This window comes from Pseudomonas sp. 05N432, assembly GCF_056396945.1.
This window is the reverse complement of sequence record NZ_JBFTMM010000027.1, coordinates 35291-53782: the sequence shown is the minus strand read 5'-3', so window position 1 is coordinate 53782 and position 18492 is coordinate 35291. Positions and strand designations below refer to the sequence as shown.

The window sequence follows — 18492 nt, the reverse complement described above, 5'->3', positions numbered from 1 at the left end:
GGGTAAGGGGATTCGAACTCCTGACATCCTGCTCCCAAAGCAGGCGCGCTACCGGACTGCGCTATACCCCGGTTTGAAATTGGCTCCGTGACCAGGACTCGAACCTGGGACCCAATGATTAACAGTCATTTGCTCTACCGACTGAGCTATCACGGAACTACATATTTCAATTACAACTGTGAAGCTTGCTTCACCTCTTCGACCCGTTCGCATCGCTGCGTTCGTGTGTCTGAGGCGCGCTATTTTACAATCTTAAGCACCTCTGTCAACCCCCTAAATTGCTTTCAAGACAATGATTTGCAACTTATTTCAGATTTCTCCTTGGGGAGAAGAAACCGCTGGGGTGACTTACTGCGGGGCGCACTTTACAAGCCTTTTCCTTACAGTTCAACACCCTAAGAAAAAAAAGGCCCCGCGATGCGGGGCCTCCTTCATTACCGAGCTGCGAACGGTCAGTTGAAAACGATTTCGTCGTTCGCAACGGTGGCCGTCACGGTGGTGCCTGGCAGGAAAGTGCCAGCCAGAATCAGCTGTGCCAACGGGTTCTCGATCCAGCGCTGGATCGCTCGTTTGAGCGGCCGTGCACCGTAGACCGGGTCGTAACCCACCGCAATCAACTTATCCAGCGCCTCGCTGCTCAGCGTCAGTTTCAGCTCGCGCTCGGCCAGACGGCTGCGCAGGCGACCCAACTGGATCTCGGTAATGCCGGCAATCTGATCCCGTGCCAATGGCTCGAAGATCACCACTTCGTCGATCCGGTTGATGAACTCCGGACGGAAATGCGTCGACACTGCATCCATCACCGCCGCACGTTGCGCCTCACGATCACCGACCAGTTCCTGGATCTGTACCGAACCCAGGTTGGAGGTCATGACGATCACCGTATTGCGAAAATCCACGGTACGCCCGTGACTGTCGGTCAGACGGCCATCTTCCAGCACTTGCAGCAGCACGTTGAACACGTCCGGATGGGCCTTCTCGACCTCGTCCAGGAGGATCACCGAATACGGCTTGCGACGCACCGCCTCGGTCAGGTAACCGCCCTCCTCGTAGCCCACGTAGCCCGGTGGAGCACCGATCAGCCGCGCCACGGAATGTTTCTCCATGAACTCGGACATGTCGATCCGCACCATCGCCTCTTCGGTATCAAAGAGGAATTCGGCCAAGGCTTTGCACAACTCGGTTTTACCGACACCGGTCGGGCCGAGGAACATGAACGAACCGCTTGGGCGATTCGGGTCGGACAACCCGGCACGCGAACGGCGCACAGCGTTGGCCACCGCCACCACGGCTTCGTTCTGACCAATCACGCGTTGGTGCAGCAGGCTTTCCATCTTCAGCAGTTTGTCGCGCTCGCCTTCGAGCATTTTCGACACCGGAATACCGGTCCATTTCGACACGACTTCGGCGATCTCTTCTTCAGTCACCTTGCTGCGCAGCAACTGGTTTTCGCTCTTGCCGTGCTGGTCGACCATTTGCAGGCTGCGTTCCAGGTCCGGGATCACCCCGTACTGCAACTCGGCCATGCGGTTAAGGTCGCCTTTGCGGCGGGCAGCTTCCAGTTCCTGGCGGGACTGTTCGATTTTCTGCTGGATCTGCGCAGAACCCTGCACTTCGGCTTTTTCCGAATTCCAGATTTCTTCAAGGTCCGAGTACTCGCGCTCGTGACGAACGATTTCTTCCTGAAGCTTTTCAAGACGCTTCTTCGCCGCTTCGTCGCTTTCTTTCTTCAGCGCCTGGGATTCAACCTTCAGTTGAATCAAACGCCGCTCCAGACGATCCAGCACTTCCGGCTTGGAGTCGATCTCCATGCGAATGCGGCTGGCCGCTTCGTCGATCAGGTCGATGGCCTTGTCCGGCAACTGACGGTCAGTAATGTAGCGATGACTCAACTTGGCCGCCGCAATGATCGCGCCATCGGTGATCGCCACCTTGTGGTGAACCTCGTAGCGCTCTTTCAGGCCACGCAGGATCGCGATGGTGTCTTCTTCGCTCGGCTCGTCCACCAGGACCTTCTGGAAGCGCCGCTCAAGGGCCGCGTCCTTCTCGATATATTGGCGATACTCGTTGAGCGTGGTCGCGCCGACGCAATGCAGCTCGCCACGGGCCAGGGCCGGTTTGAGCATGTTGCCGGCGTCCATCGAGCCTTCGGCTTTACCGGCGCCGACCATGGTGTGCAGTTCGTCGATGAACAGGATGATCTGGCCTTCCTGCTTCGACAGCTCGTTAAGCAGGGATTTCAGGCGCTCTTCGAACTCGCCACGGTACTTGGCACCGGCAATCAGCGCGCCCATGTCCAGCGACAGCAAGCGTTTGCTTTTCAGGCCATCCGGCACTTCGCCGTTGATGATGCGTTGGGCCAGGCCTTCGGCGATGGCGGTTTTACCCACGCCAGGCTCACCGATCAGCACCGGGTTGTTCTTGGTGCGGCGCTGCAGCACCTGGATGGTCCGGCGAATCTCGTCGTCACGGCCGATCACCGGATCAAGCTTGCCTTCTTCGGCGCGCTTGGTCAGGTCAATGGTGTATTTGTCCAGTGCCTGACGCGATTCCTCGACGTTGGCGTCATTCACCGCTTCGCCGCCACGCAGGTTGTTGATCGCGTTTTCCAGGGCTTTCTTGCTCACGCCCTGACCGAGCAACAACTTGCCGAGCTTGCTGTTCTCGTCCATGGCGGCAAGCAGCACCAGCTCGCTGGAGATGAATTGGTCACCCTTCTGTTGAGCCAGACGATCGGCCTGGTTGAGCAGACGCGCCAAGTCCTGCGACATGTTCACGTCGCCGGTGGGATTCTGGATTTTTGGTAGACGGTCGAGCTCTTTGCTCAACTCTTTGCGCAGGCTGTTGATGTCAAAACCGACTTGCATCAGCAACGGCTTGATCGAGCCGCCCTGCTGCTCCAGCAGCGCTTGCATCAGGTGCGCAGGTTCAATACCCGGATGGTCGAGGCCGACAGCCAGGGATTGGGCATCGGACAAGGCTAACTGCAATTTACTGGTTAAACGGTCTATACGCATTGGTCACCTTCCTTTGAGCAGGCCGGAGCGATGGACACACCTAAATAGAGAAACCTGCCAGATACCCCACTAGATGCGGTCGATTCTGGAAGATTCAAGCAGCGTTTGATTGACGCAGATCAGAAAAGTCTAGCGTTCCAGCCAAACCAGGGAGGCAAACCGACCGGTGCGCGGACTGCGGCGGTAAGAGAAGAAGCGTGGATCGGTCACGGTGCAGAAACCACCACCGTAAACCGCAGTAACACCGCAGGCTGCCAGGCGCAGGCGCGCCAGCGTATAGATGTCGGCCATGAACTTGCCGGCGTTATGGCTCGGAACGAAGGCCTGATCGGTTTCCGGGAGCTGCCGGACAAAGGTTTCGCGAACTTCCGGCCCGACTTCGAAGGCTTTCGGACCAATGGCCGGGCCAAGCCAGACGAGTACCTCGGCAGGGTCTACGGCCAGGCTTTCGACGGTGGCCTCCAGCACGCCCGCCGCCAGACCGCGCCAACCGGCGTGCGCTGCGGCGACACGGGTGCCGGCGCGATCACAGAACAACGCTGGCAGGCAGTCCGCCGTCATTGCCGTGCAGGCGATTCCCGGTGTGGCCGTCCAGCTGGCATCGGCCGTCGCCACGGCAGTCGGGTCGGCATAGGCCACGGTAACCCCGTGAACCTGTTGCAACCAGGCCGGTTGAATAGAGAAATGATCGGTGAGGCGACCGCGGTTCTCGGCAACCGCTTCAGGGTTGTCGTCGACGTGATCGCCCAGATTGAGGCTGTCGAACGGCGCCAGACTGACGCCGCCCGCCCGGGTGGTGACGCAGGCTTTTACCCGGGCCGGCGCGGGCCAGTCAGGAATCAGCCAGTCCATCATCCGATGAACGCCTCACGGTCTTGCTTGAGCAACGACAGCAACCAGACGAAATCGTCCGGCAGTGGCGACTCCCAGCTCATGCGCTTACCGGTGGTCGGATGATCCAGTTCCAGGAAACGCGCATGCAGCGCCTGACGCGGGAAATGTTTCAGCGATTCAACCATGGTCACACTGGCTGCCGGCGGAATACGGAAGCGACCGCCGTAGGCGGGATCTCCGACCAACGGGAAGTTGATGTGGGCCATGTGCACGCGAATCTGGTGCGTACGACCGGTTTCCAGCTTGACCCGCACATGAGTGTGGGAGCGGAAACGCTCGAGCACGCGGTAGTGACTGACCGCCTGCTTGCCACCTTCCATCACTGCCATGCGCTGGCGTTGCTGGCCGTGGCGACCGATCGGCGCGTTGATCTTGCCACCGGCAGTGACCACGCCGATCACGATGCATTCGTAGATCCGGCTGACGCTGCGGCTCTGCAACTGAGTGACCAGCTGCGTCTGCGCCTGAATGGTCTTGGCCACCACCATCAGACCGGTGGTGTCCTTGTCCAGACGGTGCACGATACCGGCGCGCGGCACATTGATGATGTCCGGCACGTGGTGCAGCAAGGCGTTGAGCAAGGTGCCGTCGGCGTGACCGGCGGCAGGATGCACCACCAGGCCCGCAGGCTTGTTGATCACCAGGATGTCGTCGTCTTCATAGACGATGTCCAGCTCGATGTCTTGAGCGATCCATTCGCCCTGAGCTTCCTGCTCGGCAGTGAGTTCAAGGATGGCGCCGCCGTGGACGATGTCTCGCGGGCGGATAACCGCTCCATCCACAGTCAGGCGGCCGTCTTTGATCCAGGCGGAAAGGCGCGAGCGCGAGTGCTCAGCGAATAATTGTGCGGCGACTTGATCGAGGCGTTGGCCGCCCAGTTCGGACGGCACCTCTGCGCGAAGTTCAATTTTATCGGACATGCTCAGACTAGGCGTCGGCTACAGCCTTTGGTTTCGGCTGCGCGCTTGTGGTTAAATACGGCGTCTTTTGCCCCGAGGCTTTTCAACGGGGCACTCATCATAACAGGACGGCCCCGCCCAAGACAGCGGCCGTCATAGGGACGCAAGCCGCCATGCAAGTGAAACACCTGCTGCTGATCGCCATCCTCGCATTGACCGCTGCTTGCTCATCGAAGGAAGTCGTCGACGAAAACCTGAGCGAGGTCGAGCTGTACCAGCAGGCTCAGCACGATCTGGATAACAATAGCTATACTAGCGCTACCGCCAAGTTGAAGGCTCTGGAATCGCGTTATCCGTTCGGCCGCTATGCTGATCAGGCTCAACTCGAACTGATTTATGCGAACTACAAGAACGCCGAGCCGGCAGCTGCCAAGTCTGCCGCCGAGCGTTTTATCCGCCTGCACCCGCAGCACCCGAACGTAGACTACGCGTACTACCTCAAGGGCCTGACCTCCTTTGACCAGGACGTCGGCCTGCTGGCGCGCTTCCTGCCGCTGGACATGACCAAGCGTGACCCGGGCGCAGCACGTGACTCCTACAACGAGTTCGCCCAGCTCACCAGCCGTTACCCGAACAGCCGCTACGCGCCAGACGCCAAGCAACGCATGATTTATCTGCGCAACCTGCTGGCGTCCTACGAGATTCACGTAGCCGACTACTACCTGACCCGTCAGGCGTACGTTGCAGCGGCCAACCGTGGTCGTTATGTCGTGGAAAACTTCCAGGAAACCCCTTCGGTCGGTGACGGCCTGGCGGTGATGGTCGAGTCCTACCAGCGCCTGCACCTGGACGAACTGGCCAATACCAGCCTCGAAACGCTGAAACTCAACTACCCGAACCACCCGACCCTGGTCGACGGCCAGTTCGTGCCACGGGTAGCCGAAGCCGACAACCGTTCGTGGATAAGCAAGGCCACTCTGGGCCTGATCGAATCCCGTCCACCGCTGCCGCCGGGCGAAACCCGCGCCAACCAGGACGTGATGAAGCAGTTCCAGGATGCCAAGGACGCGATCCCTGCCGATCTCAAGCCTAAAGAGGGCGATGCGGTTGAAGAACAGCCGCACGAGGCCGAAGGCAAAAGCAGCGACCGCTCGTGGTTCAGCCGCCTGACCTTCGGTGTGTTCGACTGACACCTTGGGGCACCAAAAAGGGAGACTTTCGAGTCTCCCTTTTTTATGGCCGCGTTTTATTGCGCTGTGCGCTTCTCCAGTCCTTGGCTAAACTGCCGGATTATTCATTGCAAAGCGGTTCATCATGCTTCGTTTACTGTTCTGGATTGCCCTGATTGCTGCAGCAGTATGGTTCTGGCGCAAGTTCAAGCGCCCAGACGAAACCTCCCATACGTCCAGCGAACTCGATGCACCGCCCATGGTTCGTTGCGCCCATTGTGGTGTACACCTGCCACGCGACCGCGCGCTGAGCCTTCAACAGCAGTGGTATTGCAGCCAGGCTCACCTCGAGCAGGGCCCGAGCTCACGTGATCGCTGAGATCTCCAGTCTCGGCGACAAACAGGCCCAGCGACTGCTGCGCCTCTATCATCTCTACCGTTTAAGCATCGGCCTCCTTCTGGTGCTGTTGATTTCCAGCAACATGGACAACCAGTTGCTGGAATTCACCAATGACAACCTGTTGCGCAACGGCAGCTGGTTGTACCTGATTCTGAATATCCTGCTGGTGGTATTTGCGGGAACCCCCAGACAACCCGCACAGATCTTCGGCCTCACGCTGGTTGATATCCTGCTGTTGTCAGTGCTGTTCTATGCCGCAGGTGGCGTCCCCAGCGCCATCGGCAATCTGCTGATTGTGTCAGTGGCGATCGGCAACACACTGCTGCGCCGGCGCATCGGCCTGCTGCTCGCGGCAGTCGCCGCCATTGGCATCATTTCCCTGACTTTCTCCCTGAGCGGCAGCCACCCGACTGGCGCCAATCACTACTTGCAAGCCGGCACTCTGGGCGCCCTGTGCTTTGCTGCAGCCTTGCTGGTGCAAGGCCTGACCCGACAACTGGAGGTCAGCGAGAGTCTGGCCCAGCAGCGCGCCAGCGAGGTGGTCAGCCTGGAAGCGCTCAATGCGCTGATCCTGCAACGCATGCGCACCGGCATCCTGGTACTCGACAGTGAGCGCCGGGTTCAGTTGGCCAATCACAGCGCCTTGAGTCTGTTTGGCCAGACACACCTCGACGGCCAGCTCATCGACGATTATTCGACAGCTCTGGTCGAGCGCCTGCAACTCTGGTTCAACAACCCGACCTTGCGCCCACAAAGCCTGAAAGTCGCCCGTACCGGCCTGGAACTGCAACCGAGCTTCATCGCGCTGGGCCTGAACGAACAACGCCAGACCCTGGTATTTCTCGAAGACCTCGCCCAGGTCGCGCAACAAGCCCAGCAACTCAAGCTTGCAGCACTGGGCCGGCTGACCGCAGGCATTGCCCATGAAATCCGCAATCCGTTAGGTGCCATTAGCCACGCGGYGCAGTTGCTGAACGAGTCTGAGGAACTGATGGGCGCCGACCGGCGTCTGACGCAGATTATTCAAGACCACTCTCAACGCATGAACCGAGTGATAGAAAACGTCCTGCAGCTTTCACGGCGCCAGCAATCCGCGCCGCAACGGCTCGACTTGAAACAGTGGCTGGAGCAGTTCGTGCGAACGGTCCGCGAACGTGCGACAGATCGTCAGCAGATTCATCTGAGCATGGGCGCAGGGCCTTTCACCACCTTGATGGACCCCGATCAACTGACTCAGGTGCTCGATAACCTGCTGCGCAATGCCTGGCGCCACAGCGCCCTTGTACACAAACAGGCCGAGGTCCGGCTCACGCTGTTTATCGACCCCGACAGCCAGCTTCCGACCCTGGATGTGCTGGACAATGGCCCCGGCATTTCAGCGGAACAGCAAGCGCATCTATTCGAGCCTTTCTACACCACCAGTAGCCAGGGCACTGGCCTGGGCCTCTATCTGTCCCGTGAGCTGTGCGAAAGCAACCAGGCCCGCCTAGACTTCAAACCACGCCAAGGCGGCGGCTGCTTTCGCATCACCTTTGCTCACGGACGGAAACAAAGTTGAAGACAAGCCCACGGCAAAAAGTCCTGATCGTCGATGACGAACCGGATATACGCGAACTTCTGGAAATCACCCTCGGCCGAATGAAACTCGACACGCTAAGCGCGCGCAATGTCGGCGAAGCGCAGTCGTTGCTGGCCAAAGAGCGGTTCGACCTGTGCCTGACCGACATGCGATTGCCCGACGGTACCGGCCTTGAGCTGGTGCAGCACATTCAGCTGACCCATCCCTACGTGCCTGTGGCGATGATCACCGCTTATGGCAGCCTCGATACCGCCATCAATGCGCTGAAAGCCGGGGCCTTCGACTTCCTGACCAAACCGATAGACCTCCCCCGGCTGCGGGAGCTGGTAGTCAGCGCCCTGCGCTTGCCCGTCGCGGGCGACGCTGCGAGTGCCATCGATCGCCGGTTGCTCGGCGACTCAGTGCCCATGCGCAGCCTGCGCAAGCAAATCGACAAACTGGCGCGCAGCCAGGCACCGGTGTACATCAGCGGCGAATCCGGCAGCGGCAAGGAACTGGTCGCCCGACTGATTCATGAACAAGGTCCACGCAGCAGCCAGCCGTTTGTACCGGTCAACTGCGGGGCGATTCCGTCCGAATTGATGGAAAGCGAGTTTTTCGGTCATCGCAAAGGCAGTTTCAGCGGCGCCATCGAAGACAAACCCGGGCTGTTCCAGGCGGCCAACGGCGGGACACTGTTTCTCGACGAAGTGGCTGATTTGCCGCTGGCGATGCAGGTCAAATTGCTGCGCGCGATTCAGGAGAAGGCGGTACGCAGCATCGGTGGACAACAGGAAACCATCATCGATGTGCGAATACTCTGCGCCACCCATAGGGATCTGGACGCTGAAGTGGCCGCCGGGCGCTTTCGGCAGGATTTGTACTATCGGCTGAATGTAATCGAGTTGCGCGTCCCGCCGCTACGCGAACGCCGTGACGACATTGAGCTGCTGGCCAGTCATGTGCTCAAGCGTCTCGCGGCAGCCAGTGGCTTGCCGGCCGTCCATCTCCATCCGCAAGCCCTCGATGCACTCAAGCACTACCGTTTTCCGGGCAATGTCCGCGAGCTGGAGAACATGCTCGAACGCGCGTACACCCTGTGCGAAAACAAGCAGATCGAAGCCAGCGACCTGCGCCTGACTGACGGTAACTGCAGCGCCGAAACCGGATTGCCGGACCTGACGAAAATCGACAATCTTGAGCAGTACCTGGAGAACGTCGAACGCAAACTGATTCTCCAGGCGCTCGAAGAAACCCGCTGGAACCGCACAGCGGCGGCCCAACGGTTGAACCTGTCGTTTCGGTCGATGCGTTACAGGCTGAAAAAGCTGGGGCTGGACTGAGGCCGTTTTATATAGACGACCCGGTCATTGTGGCGAGGGAGCTTGCTCCCGCTCGGTTGTGTAGCAGCCGCCAAGCTGGCAAGTCCACAGTCTGTTTTTTGGGCCGCTTCGCACCCCAGCGGGAGCAAGCTCCCTCGCCATAGGCTGTGCTTTTGCCTGAAGGACTAGATTCGCCCGGTCGGTGCATAAGGCGCCGGATCGATAACCGGCTCGCGCCCCAGCATTACATCCGCAAACAACTGGCACGACGCCGGCGCCAGCACCAAACCGTTGCGGTAATGCCCGCAATTGAGCCATAACCCGGCATATCCGGGCACTGCGCCGATATACGGAATCCCTTCCGGCGAACCTGGCCGCAGACCCGCCCAATGCCCGACCACCTCGGCCTCGGCCAGCGCCGGAATCAGCTCGACCGCCGAGGCCTTGAGGCTTTCCAGCGCGGACTCGGTCGGCGTCTTGTCGAACCCTTCGTGCTCCAGCGTACTGCCGATCAGGATGTGTCCGTCCCGGCGCGGAATGGCATATCGGCCCTTGGCCAGAACCATGCTCGACAGGAAGTCCGACGCGCACTTGTAGAGAATCATCTGCCCCTTGACCGGCTCGACCGGTAGATCCAGGCCCAGGGTTTTCAGTAAATCACCGCTCCAGGCGCCGGCGGTCAGTACCACCTGATCGCCATGGATCGGGCCTTTTGAAGTCTCGACGCCCACCACCGCATCGCCTTCACGAATGAACGCGCTGACCTCGCACTGTTCATGAATGGTCACGTTGGGCAGCGCCAGCAAGGCTGCCTTGAGGGACTTCACCAGTCGCGGGTTACGCACGTTAGCGACATCGGCCATATAGATCGCCCGCGAGAACCCTGGTCCCAATACCGGTACGGCATCATGAGTGGCCGAGATATCCACAGGGCTCAACGGACGATTTTCGCGTTTTGCCCAAGCCAGGGCCTCGGCTTCGTCATCCAGATCCAGCCAGTACAGGCCCGTGGTGTGCACCTCGGGATCGACCCCGGTACTCGCAAACAGACGCTCAGCCAGTTGTGGATAAAAATCCTGGGACCAGTGGGCCAATGCGGTGACCGCCGGGCTGTAGCGCCACGGGTACAGCGGCGAAACGATGCCGCCACCGGCCCAGGAAGACTCCTGCCCCACATTCGAGCGATCCAGCAGGACCACGCTCTGCACGTGCGACGCCAGATTAAACGCGGTCAGCAGGCCGATCACCCCACCGCCGACAATCACCACTTGCTGTTGCTTGGCCATCATCTGATCCAACGATAAAAAGACAGGGAGCGCCAAACGCGCCCGAGGAAAGGTACTCAGCGACCCCAGCAATCCTTGGTGGTCAGCCCGGTCGTCGCATTGTTCATGCCTCTGACGCCGGTGTTGCTGAGGGTGAAATCCCCACATTTGTCACTGGCCATCGTTGACCCGGCCTTGCGCACGGCAGTGAGCAAGAAGGTTTGATCGGTCAGTGTCGGGGTGATGGTGTAGTAGTCATTGCCAGCACTCAGCCCCGTAGCGTTGCTGTACACATTGTTTTTCGAATAGAACCGCTCAAGGTTTTGTGCCTGCTCGGACAGCAGCCCGGCAATTTCGGTGCGATGGCTTCGCTTCACGTACTCGGTAAGGAGTGGAGCGGAAATGGTCACCACAATCCCGATGATCGCGATCACGATCATGATTTCGATCAGGGTAAAACCTTGGTTGGATCTGCGCATTGCCTCAACTCTCACTTACTGTATTTGTCGCCACATGATTCGACGGCTGCCGCCGCCGGATTTTTCAACCAGAGTGGTGATGCCGCCACTGGAGTCGTTCACGATTTTACGGGCTGCACTGTTGACGATCGCGTTCAGCGTCGGAATACCACCGGTAAAAATCACCCCGCTGGAGATCGTGTCGTTCGTGTCGACCAGGCCATCGCCATTGGTGTCGAGCACCGCATAGTTGAGCATCTTACCGCTGAATGCATCGAGTTCGACCAGTTTGCCGTTGCCAAAGCTTGAACAGGGATCCGTGGTGTCGATGCTGGCCGTGGTAAATACAATTCGTCCGAGCACCAGGGCAGCCTGATTGATCACCCGCTCACCGGTCAGGGCATTGTTGTACACCAGCGGCAAGTACCAGCCGTTCTGCGCCGGATAGGTCACGGGATTCTGTGAGGTAGTGATGAACTGCCCCCCGGCGGTCCCCGTGAAGACCCCGGTCACTGCCTGCGCCTGCAAGCTCGACACGCTGATCTGCCCCGAGCCTCCATCGGCATCCCACACCCCATAGAACGCTTGCAGGTCCTTGCTGAGCTTGTCAGCGGTCTCGTTGAATTTCCCGGTGCCGAAAAACACCTCTTTGCCGTTGATCGGATGGTCCGCCAGCAACGGTTGCGCAGTGATCGGCTGCGTCGCGCCGCCCGGAGCAGTGAATAGCGGCTTACCGGAAAAGGCCACGCCCCAGCTGGCGGGGTTTGAGCTGCTCAAGTCGAACTTCCACATCCGGCCTTTCAAATCACCGCCATAGGCCGCCTGCACAATGCTTTGCGAGTCGACCTTGAGCTTGACCGATGACAGGCCGTTGGTGGTTTCGGTGCTGTCGATAACGATTTTCCTGATCAGCGAACCATCGCGAATATCCACCACGTACAACGCGGCAACACCCGAGTTGCTGCCGTAGCCATTGGAGATGAAGGCCGCCCAGCGACCATCGGCCAAGCGTGCCACCTCCGGCCGTGCGTAGGCATAACCCAGATCATTGAAAGCGTTTGCGGTGTTGGCGGTGGTTGGCGCGCTGATTTCCCACAAGGCGTTGGTCACGTTCCCCGCCGTCCCATCGAACAACTGCACGGCGTAAAAGGTCTTGCCGCCCGCCCCCACGCCACCCAGGGCCAGGGTTTTCCAGGCGCTATTGAGCTGGGCATCGAACACGCCGACCTGGCCATCGTTGAGAAACTTGTGGCTGGTGCCATTGATGTAGGCGGTATCGGCGATGAAATGCAGCGACGACAGCACGCTGGAAGGCATGTAGCCGTAGCGCCGCGCACCGTTGCCGGCGTTGATGACATTCACGAAGCCGTCGTTGGCATTCACCACCAGGCTGGTGTTCATGTTCGCGGCCTTGCTGGTCAGGAACGTGCTGTAACTGGTGCTGCCGGCCAGGTCCGAAGCCGTTTTGTCGGTGGGCGATGCCAGCGCCAATGGCGAGTTGATGATGTCCCCCAGCAGCACGCTACGCACCTTCAAGCCGGCTTTGTTGGTGCCCTTGCTCCACTCCACCAAATCGCTGCCGCTGATACCGGTCGGCAAGTTCTGGCCGAGGCTGGTTTGCTGGGTGCTGGAAAAGTTGCCGTAGGCCAGGGTAACCGCGGCGTTGGTTGTGGTGTTCCAGGACTGATAGGTCGGCGCCGTCGCACCGGGGACGATGGCCGTGTCGGTGGTCCACAGCACAGAGGTGGTGTCCACGGCTCCGCTTGAGGTGAAGCCAAAGGCCTTGATCGTGCCACGCCAGTCCTTGGGGTCGTAGCGGGTCTGAAAATAGCTGGAGCCACTGGTCAGCGTGTTGCTGCTGGCGACGCCGCTGCCACCCGAGCCGGCCTTGGTGGAGATGTCGCTCAAGGCTGCCGATAACGCAGTGTTGAGGCTGGTGCTGTCGGTTGCCTGATAGTACTTGCCCTGCCCGTAACGGGCGGCATCCGCCAACATCTGATTAGTGGTCGTGAACCCCACCGTGTAGGTGTTCAGGTTCTGCTTGGGGAAGTCCGGTGAACTCCAGCTTTTGCCCGCCAGATCCGTGCCGGTGGAGCGCATGTCGATGTCGAACGCGAATTTGGCGATATCGTCCAGGTACAGGGTGTCACCCTCGTCATCGCCTTTGAGGTCGTTGCCGTCATTGTTGATCCCGTCCCAGTTGGGTAGCCGGGTGCCACCAAGTGGATCGTCACTCGGAAAACTCCGGTCGTAAGTCGGCAGACCATCGGTGATGACCACCCCGTAGTTCTTCTGGCAGCGGTACTGGATCGGACTGGTGTAGGTGGCTGGCCCAGAGTTGTAGTACGGCGTCATGCCACGAAAATAGCGGGTGATTTCGTAGTAGGTTTCTGCCAGTGGTGTATTGGATATCGCGCTCAGGGCGCCGACAGAAGAGATCAGCGCGTTGTAGTTGGCGTCCGCCTGGGCCTGGGTCACGCTGCCGCTGACCGCCGTCAGATCACTGATCTCGTTGACGATGTAACCGCCATTACCGGCATTATTGTTGCCGATACCACTGCCAACGCCGTTGCCATGATTACCATCACTGTTGCCATGGGTATTCGGCGAGTTATAGGTTGCCAGACCGAAACGCAGCCCGCGATTACTGGCGATCAACGCCGTGGCTACGTTGCGCGCCACGTTGATTCGGTAGTCATTGGGTATCGAGCCGTCGGTGAAGTCGCGATTGTTGCCGTTGGCCAGGCTCACCAGGTAGGAAATGTAGTTGTCGGAATAACGGGTATTGCCGCTGCCCACCGGGTCAGGGAGCTTGAGGCACAGTGGCGTCAGGCTGTTTTTGTAGAACGCGTAGTAACCGCTGGAACATCCCGACTGGGGCAAACTGGACAGCAGGATCGGATCGCCAACGATAGCGGAGCCACTAAAGCACAAGCCAAAGAAGGCGTTACATTGCTGGGCCGGAGTTCGTGAAACGGTCGGGTCAAAACCCGAGGCATAGATGATGCTGTTCATGCTCCCCGAATCATCAAGCAGCAGCAGTACGTTTGGCGCCACTGCCGACGCTCCGAGCAGTGGTGAATCCGATGGCGTGAAGGCATACGCCGGTGCGGCCAGATAAAGCCCCAGCAGCCAGCCGCAGACTAACTGCGTCAACCAATGGCGCGGCTCCCGACGACGAGCCTCAGTATTTCGCATAGATGCTCTCCACCACACTGCGCGAAGTACCCGCCAACCCGACGGCCGTGACCCGATAGAGCGTCGCCGAAGTGTTGCTCGGGATATTCACGGCGCTCAACGTAGTGCCCAGGTTCTGCACGCCGTAAAAGCCGCTGCCGGCAGCGATCCAGGTCACCCCGGAGGTGGCGTTGAAGCCAGCAGCCGTGATCACTGAAGATTCGGCCGGCGGGGCACATTGGGTGGTGTTGGCGCAGGCCGCCAAGGTGTATGCGCTCAGTTGTACGGCGCTTTCACCGATCCGCAACGCTGCCTCTGCGCCCTGGAAAGATTGATTGCGCAGCGTCACGCTGCCGGCCATTTTTTCCTGGAGCGTGGCGTTCTGCATCGACGAGATACCAATCAGCGTCAACAGCAGCAGAAACACCAGGCTCATCAGCAGTGCCATGCCGCGTTGGGCGCGTGCCTTGAGGGGAGGACGGATCATCGGCATCCCCCCTACATCAACCGGTTGCGCAAAGCGGCAACCACGTTGAAGGTCTGATTGCGCACGCGGTTGTTGGGGTCCGCCAGGGTGAGGGTCAAGCGCACACTGCGGATTCGCGCCGGGTCGGTCGGATTGCTGCTGTAACTCGACGCGGCAACATCGGTGGCGCTGGTGGCCATGCCGAAGGTCACGTTGAAAGCACTGACGTTGTTCACCAGTACCGCCGATGCACCGCCGGTGCCAGAGGTCATCAGGATCTGGCCATTGCTCAGGCTATAGGCCAACCGTCGGATCGGAAACGCCAATTGCCCGGCTGCCGGGGTGTGCGCCCCTGAGTAGGCCGTTGCGCTGGTTCGGCAGTCAGACACCACAGTCCAGGTAGGCACGCCACCGTTGCCGCCGACATCAGACGTCACGAGGGTCAGTTTGAGCGCGGTGTTGTCCCAACTGATGGGGGTGATCTGGTTGGCATTGAAGTCGCCGGCCGAGCTCGCGTCGGTAATCGTCCCCAGGCAACCGAACATGCCGACCATGCGAATTTCCTGAATCATTTTACTCAGGGCAAACCGCGCATCCTCCTGCATCCCGGCAGAGGTGTTCTGGCTGATATAGGTGCTTTTCGCCGATATAAAAATCTGCGCCACGCCGAGCACCACGATCAGGCTGATCGCCATGGCGATCATCAGCTCGATCAGACCAAACCCTCGGGACGATCGACTCATGGCGTCACCAACGGATCGACGGTGGCGCGGCTGCTCAGGACAAAGCTGCGAGTCGAAGTAGCGGCGGCTGCCCGCGAGTCATCCCAGGTAATGGTGATGGTATACACCCGCTGGTTCAGGGTAATGCTGCCCGTAGCGGTCGGGCCGCCGAAGCTTGTGATATTGGTGGTGAAGTCATACAGGTCCTGATCCCGGGTAACATTCAAATTGCCCGAGGTCGGCGGCGTGATGGTGTAGTCGGCCGCGGAATTGGCGCGAATCCGGTCCATCATGTCGTAGGCGATAAAGCTCGCCTGGCTGCTCATCAGCGAGCTGTCGGTGTACTTCAGCGCATTCAGCTGAGTCGCCGCCGCGCCCAATAGCCCTACGCTCAGAATCAACAGCGCAACCAACACTTCGATCAGTGTCATGCCGTCCTGTGCACGCGATCCCGCTCCTGTCATCCGCAACTTCCACCCAAGACAATCCGTCCGTTTAAACACACGCTGAGCGTCCGGCTCTGCGCCCCTGATACGTAATTGAACAGCACTGCCGTGGCCGGCGCCGATAACCCACCCAAGTTGTTGAAATCGATGCTGGTCACTCCAGAGGTTAGCGTCAGAGTGGCGCCGCTGCTCATCGCCGGAATAACCCGCAATACATTCGCCGGTGAGCCAGTGCTGTCGTACACCGTCAACTCCCCGGTCCAGACGCTGCCGCCGGCAGTTGGCCGAACCCGCGTAGTGATGCCCCGGTCGATCGCCTCCAGCCTGGCGTAATTGAGCCCTCGCTGCAGATCACTGATTTCGGTATCGGCCTTGGCGTTCTGTATTGAACTGTTGAACGCCGGGACCGCCAGGGTGAGCAGAATCGCCATGACCGCAAGGATCACCAGCAATTCGACCAGCGTGAAACCTTTTGTACGATGATTCATCGCTGCCCTCCGCTGCCAACGACTACACCTAGCTGTATCAAGCTAGAACATTCAACCGGTAGCCGCAGGGTTGTTTTGACATTCGTTGCACAACCCAACGCCCTCTCCAGGGAAGGAGATGCCATGCATCAGAAGGGTTTCGGTCTGATAGAACTGCTTATCGGACTGGCAATCGCAGCGATCGTTCTGCACCAGGTCAGTCCGGTGCTCAGCGAGTACACGCAATCAGTGAGTCGCGAGACCGCGGCGCAAACACTTGCCAGTGGCATGCGCAATGCCCGCACCGAGGCCATCTTGCGCAATCAGACCCTTGTCATCCACGCGTTGAACGACGATTGGGGTCAAGGCTGGCGAATCATTCTGGACATGAGTGGCGAGGGGCATCAGGACAGCAGCAACCCGCTGTTGCTCGAGCGCCAGACAAGCGTCGGGGTGCCGATTGTGGGCAATCGGCCGGTGAGGAGTTTCGTACGGTTCAGCGGTCTGGGCGAGCCGCAGTTGCCCAGCGGTGCCTTTCAGGCCGGGACGTTGCACATCTGCGCGGACCGCGAGCCGGTCAGTCATCACCAGGTGGTGCTGTCCAGAAGCGGCCGCGTCAGCCTGCGCAGCGACAAGGCCGAGCAGGCCTTGTGTGCGGGAAGTGAGGAATCAGAGCAGGGAGCGAACGCGTAGCTCTTTGGGCATGGAGAAGGTGATGTTCTCCTCGCGACCGGCCAGCTCATCGGCGCCGGTAGCCCCCCAGGCCTGCAGTTGCTCGATAACGCCACGAACCAGCACTTCCGGTGCCGAGGCCCCGGCAGTGATGCCGATACGCTCGACGCCATCGAACCAGCTGCGCTGCATGTCTTCGGCACCGTCGATCAGGTACGCCGGGGTGGACATGCGCTCGGCCAGCTCGCGCAAGCGGTTGGAGTTGGAGCTGTTCGGGCTGCCGACCACCAGCACCACGTCACATTCGTCAGCCAGTTGCTTGACCGCGTCCTGACGGTTTTGCGTGGCGTAGCAGATGTCGTCCTTGCGTGGGCCGCCAATGGCCGGGAAACGAGTGCGCAAGGCATCGATCACACGGCTGGTGTCGTCCATCGACAAGGTGGTCTGAGTGACGAAGGCGAGTGTTTCAGGGTTGCGCACGTTCAGCGCGGCAACGTCCTTTTCGTCTTCGACGAGGTAGATCGCACCACCGTTGCTGGCGTCGTACTGGCCCATGGTGCCTTCGACTTCCGGGTGACCGGCGTGGCCAATCAGAATGCACTCACGACCGTCGCGGCTGTAGCGCGCCACTTCGATGTGCACTTTGGTCACCAATGGGCAGGTCGCATCGAAGACCTTCAGGCCACGGCCTGCGGCTTCTGCACGAACGGCCTGGGAAACCCCATGGGCGCTGAAAATCACGATGACGTCGTCCGGCACCTGGTCCAGTTCTTCAACGAAGATAGCCCCGCGTGCGCGCAGGTCTTCAACGACGAATTTGTTATGGACCACTTCGTGGCGCACATAGATCGGCGGCCCGAAGACTTCCAGGGCGCGGTTGACGATTTCGATCGCCCGGTCCACGCCGGCGCAAAAGCCACGGGGGTTGGCGAGTTTGATTTGCATGCTGTGCCTCGTGTCTTGCGCGCAAGAAATAGCGAAAACAGTGAAAACAGTGAAAAACCTTACTGTGGGAGCGAGCCTGCTCGCGATGGTGGAGTGTCAGTCACCATCATTGTTGAATGTCAGGCACTCATCGCGAGCAGGCTCGCTCCCACAGTTGATCTCATTGGATCAGTTACAGCGCTTTGACGTTGATGATTTCTACGTCAAAGGTCAATGTCTTGCCGGCCAGCGGGTGGTTGAAGTCGATGGTCACCTGAGCGTCATCGAATGCCTTGACCACACCGGGCAGCTCAGTATTCGCCGCATCGTTGAAGATCACCAGCAGGCCTTCGGACAGTTCCATATCCTGGAACTGCGAACGCGGGATGATCTGCACGTTTTGCGGGTTGGGCTGGCCAAAGGCGTTTTCTGGCTCAATCGTCAGATTACGCTTGTCACCCGCCTTGAAGCCAAACAGCGCAGCTTCGAAACCTGGCAGCAGGTTACCGTCGCCGACCTTGAAGGTCGCCGGGGCTTTGTCGAAGGTACTGTCGACGGTGTCGCCGTTCTCCAGGCGCAATGCAAAGTGCAAAGTGACTTCCGTATTCTGGCCGATGCGTTGCTCAGCCAATACCT

17 protein-coding genes and 1 tRNA gene are annotated in these 18492 nt (G+C 59.6%); 5 read left to right on the top strand and 13 right to left on the bottom strand.

Annotated features, from left to right (window positions below; all coding sequences use genetic code 11):
- Nucleotides 1-80 precede the first annotated feature (80 nt).
- From AC1DHT_RS27305 to rluD, 4 genes are all read right to left on the bottom strand, one after another.
- A tRNA-Asn gene (locus AC1DHT_RS27305) sits at nt 81-156 on the bottom strand.
- Between the two features lie 296 nt (nt 157-452).
- On the bottom strand, nt 453-3017 hold the full coding sequence (gene clpB, locus AC1DHT_RS27300) for an ATP-dependent chaperone ClpB (RefSeq protein WP_427532303.1): 2565 nt from the start codon (nt 3015-3017) through the stop codon (nt 453-455).
- 129 nt (nt 3018-3146) lie between these two features.
- Nucleotides 3147-3872, bottom strand: a complete 726-nt coding sequence (pgeF, locus tag AC1DHT_RS27295) for a peptidoglycan editing factor PgeF (protein ID WP_427546440.1) — start codon at nt 3870-3872, stop codon at nt 3147-3149.
- Complete coding sequence (gene rluD, locus AC1DHT_RS27290) at nt 3869-4831, bottom strand: 23S rRNA pseudouridine(1911/1915/1917) synthase RluD (RefSeq protein WP_054595530.1); 963 nt, start codon at nt 4829-4831, stop codon at nt 3869-3871. Before rluD ends, pgeF begins: the two co-directional genes overlap by 4 nt.
- 152 nt (nt 4832-4983) lie before the next feature.
- Between rluD and AC1DHT_RS27285 the strand changes: the two genes are divergently transcribed.
- The 4 genes from AC1DHT_RS27285 (at nt 4984) to AC1DHT_RS27270 (ending at nt 9280) form a co-directional block, all read left to right on the top strand.
- Nucleotides 4984-6000: an outer membrane protein assembly factor BamD gene (locus AC1DHT_RS27285; RefSeq protein ID WP_429538980.1), complete on the top strand. Its 1017-nt coding sequence runs from the start codon at nt 4984-4986 to the stop codon at nt 5998-6000.
- A gap of 124 nt (nt 6001-6124) precedes the next feature.
- Nucleotides 6125-6358: a PP0621 family protein gene (locus tag AC1DHT_RS27280; protein ID WP_054595528.1), complete on the top strand. Its 234-nt coding sequence runs from the start codon at nt 6125-6127 to the stop codon at nt 6356-6358.
- Complete coding sequence (locus tag AC1DHT_RS27275) at nt 6348-7937, top strand: sensor histidine kinase (protein ID WP_477761544.1); 1590 nt, start codon at nt 6348-6350, stop codon at nt 7935-7937. Before AC1DHT_RS27280 ends, AC1DHT_RS27275 begins: the two co-directional genes overlap by 11 nt.
- A complete protein-coding gene (locus AC1DHT_RS27270; RefSeq protein WP_427546448.1) occupies nt 7934-9280 on the top strand; it encodes a sigma-54-dependent transcriptional regulator in 1347 nt (448 codons plus the stop codon). The genes AC1DHT_RS27275 and AC1DHT_RS27270 overlap by 4 nt, the downstream gene beginning before the upstream one ends.
- A gap of 164 nt (nt 9281-9444) precedes the next feature.
- Here the strand turns inward: AC1DHT_RS27270 and thiO are convergent, their stop codons facing one another.
- From thiO to AC1DHT_RS27235, 7 genes are read right to left on the bottom strand one after another with little or no spacing between them, the layout of a single operon-like run.
- Complete coding sequence (gene thiO / locus AC1DHT_RS27265) at nt 9445-10545, bottom strand: glycine oxidase ThiO (RefSeq protein WP_427546451.1); 1101 nt, start codon at nt 10543-10545, stop codon at nt 9445-9447.
- 56 nt (nt 10546-10601) lie between these two features.
- Nucleotides 10602-11003, bottom strand: a complete 402-nt coding sequence (locus tag AC1DHT_RS27260; RefSeq protein WP_054595524.1) for a type IV pilin protein — start codon at nt 11001-11003, stop codon at nt 10602-10604.
- Nucleotides 11004-11018: 15 nt separating this feature from the next.
- Nucleotides 11019-14180, bottom strand: a complete 3162-nt coding sequence (locus tag AC1DHT_RS27255) for a pilus assembly protein (RefSeq protein WP_427546454.1) — start codon at nt 14178-14180, stop codon at nt 11019-11021.
- Nucleotides 14167-14652: a pilus assembly PilX family protein gene (locus tag AC1DHT_RS27250; protein ID WP_427546457.1), complete on the bottom strand. Its 486-nt coding sequence runs from the start codon at nt 14650-14652 to the stop codon at nt 14167-14169. Before AC1DHT_RS27250 ends, AC1DHT_RS27255 begins: the two co-directional genes overlap by 14 nt.
- Before the next feature lie 5 nt (nt 14653-14657).
- Entirely contained in the window at nt 14658-15368 is a 711-nt protein-coding gene (locus AC1DHT_RS27245) for a PilW family protein (RefSeq protein WP_427546460.1), read from the bottom strand.
- Nucleotides 15365-15811 carry a type IV pilus modification protein PilV gene (gene pilV / locus AC1DHT_RS27240; protein WP_427546462.1) on the bottom strand — a complete coding sequence of 149 codons (447 nt, stop codon included), beginning with the start codon at nt 15809-15811 and terminating at the stop codon, nt 15365-15367. Before pilV ends, AC1DHT_RS27245 begins: the two co-directional genes overlap by 4 nt.
- Complete coding sequence (locus tag AC1DHT_RS27235) at nt 15808-16281, bottom strand: GspH/FimT family pseudopilin (protein WP_427546464.1); 474 nt, start codon at nt 16279-16281, stop codon at nt 15808-15810. Before AC1DHT_RS27235 ends, pilV begins: the two co-directional genes overlap by 4 nt.
- A 123-nt stretch (nt 16282-16404) precedes the next feature.
- Here AC1DHT_RS27235 and AC1DHT_RS27230 point away from each other — a divergent pair, with 123 nt between their 5' ends.
- Entirely contained in the window at nt 16405-16953 is a 549-nt protein-coding gene (locus tag AC1DHT_RS27230; RefSeq protein ID WP_427546467.1) for a GspH/FimT family pseudopilin, read from the top strand.
- Here AC1DHT_RS27230 and ispH read toward each other — a convergent pair.
- Both ispH and fkpB read right to left on the bottom strand, forming a co-directional pair.
- A complete protein-coding gene (gene ispH / locus AC1DHT_RS27225; RefSeq protein WP_427532331.1) occupies nt 16930-17877 on the bottom strand; it encodes a 4-hydroxy-3-methylbut-2-enyl diphosphate reductase in 948 nt (315 codons plus the stop codon). The two genes, AC1DHT_RS27230 and ispH, sit on opposite strands and share 24 nt — an antisense overlap.
- A 172-nt stretch (nt 17878-18049) precedes the next feature.
- Nucleotides 18050-18487, bottom strand: a complete 438-nt coding sequence (fkpB, locus tag AC1DHT_RS27220; RefSeq protein WP_427546483.1) for an FKBP-type peptidyl-prolyl cis-trans isomerase — start codon at nt 18485-18487, stop codon at nt 18050-18052.
- Nucleotides 18488-18492: the final 5 nt, after the last annotated feature.

What these genes read in the sequence shown, in the direction of transcription:
- clpB (WP_427532303.1), bottom strand. Translation starts at nt 3,017, where the DNA reads ATGCGTATAGACCGTTTAACCAGTAAATTGCAGTTAGCCTTGTCCGAT.
- pgeF (WP_427546440.1), bottom strand. Translation starts at nt 3,872, where the DNA reads ATGATGGACTGGCTGATTCCTGACTGGCCCGCGCCGGCCCGGGTAAAA.
- rluD (WP_054595530.1), bottom strand. Translation starts at nt 4,831, where the DNA reads ATGTCCGATAAAATTGAACTTCGCGCAGAGGTGCCGTCCGAACTGGGC.
- AC1DHT_RS27285 (WP_429538980.1), top strand. Translation starts at nt 4,984, where the DNA reads ATGCAAGTGAAACACCTGCTGCTGATCGCCATCCTCGCATTGACCGCT.
- AC1DHT_RS27280 (WP_054595528.1), top strand. Translation starts at nt 6,125, where the DNA reads ATGCTTCGTTTACTGTTCTGGATTGCCCTGATTGCTGCAGCAGTATGG.
- thiO (WP_427546451.1), bottom strand. Translation starts at nt 10,545, where the DNA reads ATGGCCAAGCAACAGCAAGTGGTGATTGTCGGCGGTGGGGTGATCGGC.
- AC1DHT_RS27260 (WP_054595524.1), bottom strand. Translation starts at nt 11,003, where the DNA reads ATGCGCAGATCCAACCAAGGTTTTACCCTGATCGAAATCATGATCGTG.
- AC1DHT_RS27255 (WP_427546454.1), bottom strand. Translation starts at nt 14,180, where the DNA reads ATGCGAAATACTGAGGCTCGTCGTCGGGAGCCGCGCCATTGGTTGACG.
- AC1DHT_RS27250 (WP_427546457.1), bottom strand. Translation starts at nt 14,652, where the DNA reads ATGCCGATGATCCGTCCTCCCCTCAAGGCACGCGCCCAACGCGGCATG.
- AC1DHT_RS27245 (WP_427546460.1), bottom strand. Translation starts at nt 15,368, where the DNA reads ATGAGTCGATCGTCCCGAGGGTTTGGTCTGATCGAGCTGATGATCGCC.
- pilV (WP_427546462.1), bottom strand. Translation starts at nt 15,811, where the DNA reads ATGACAGGAGCGGGATCGCGTGCACAGGACGGCATGACACTGATCGAA.
- AC1DHT_RS27235 (WP_427546464.1), bottom strand. Translation starts at nt 16,281, where the DNA reads ATGAATCATCGTACAAAAGGTTTCACGCTGGTCGAATTGCTGGTGATC.
- AC1DHT_RS27230 (WP_427546467.1), top strand. Translation starts at nt 16,405, where the DNA reads ATGCATCAGAAGGGTTTCGGTCTGATAGAACTGCTTATCGGACTGGCA.
- ispH (WP_427532331.1), bottom strand. Translation starts at nt 17,877, where the DNA reads ATGCAAATCAAACTCGCCAACCCCCGTGGCTTTTGCGCCGGCGTGGAC.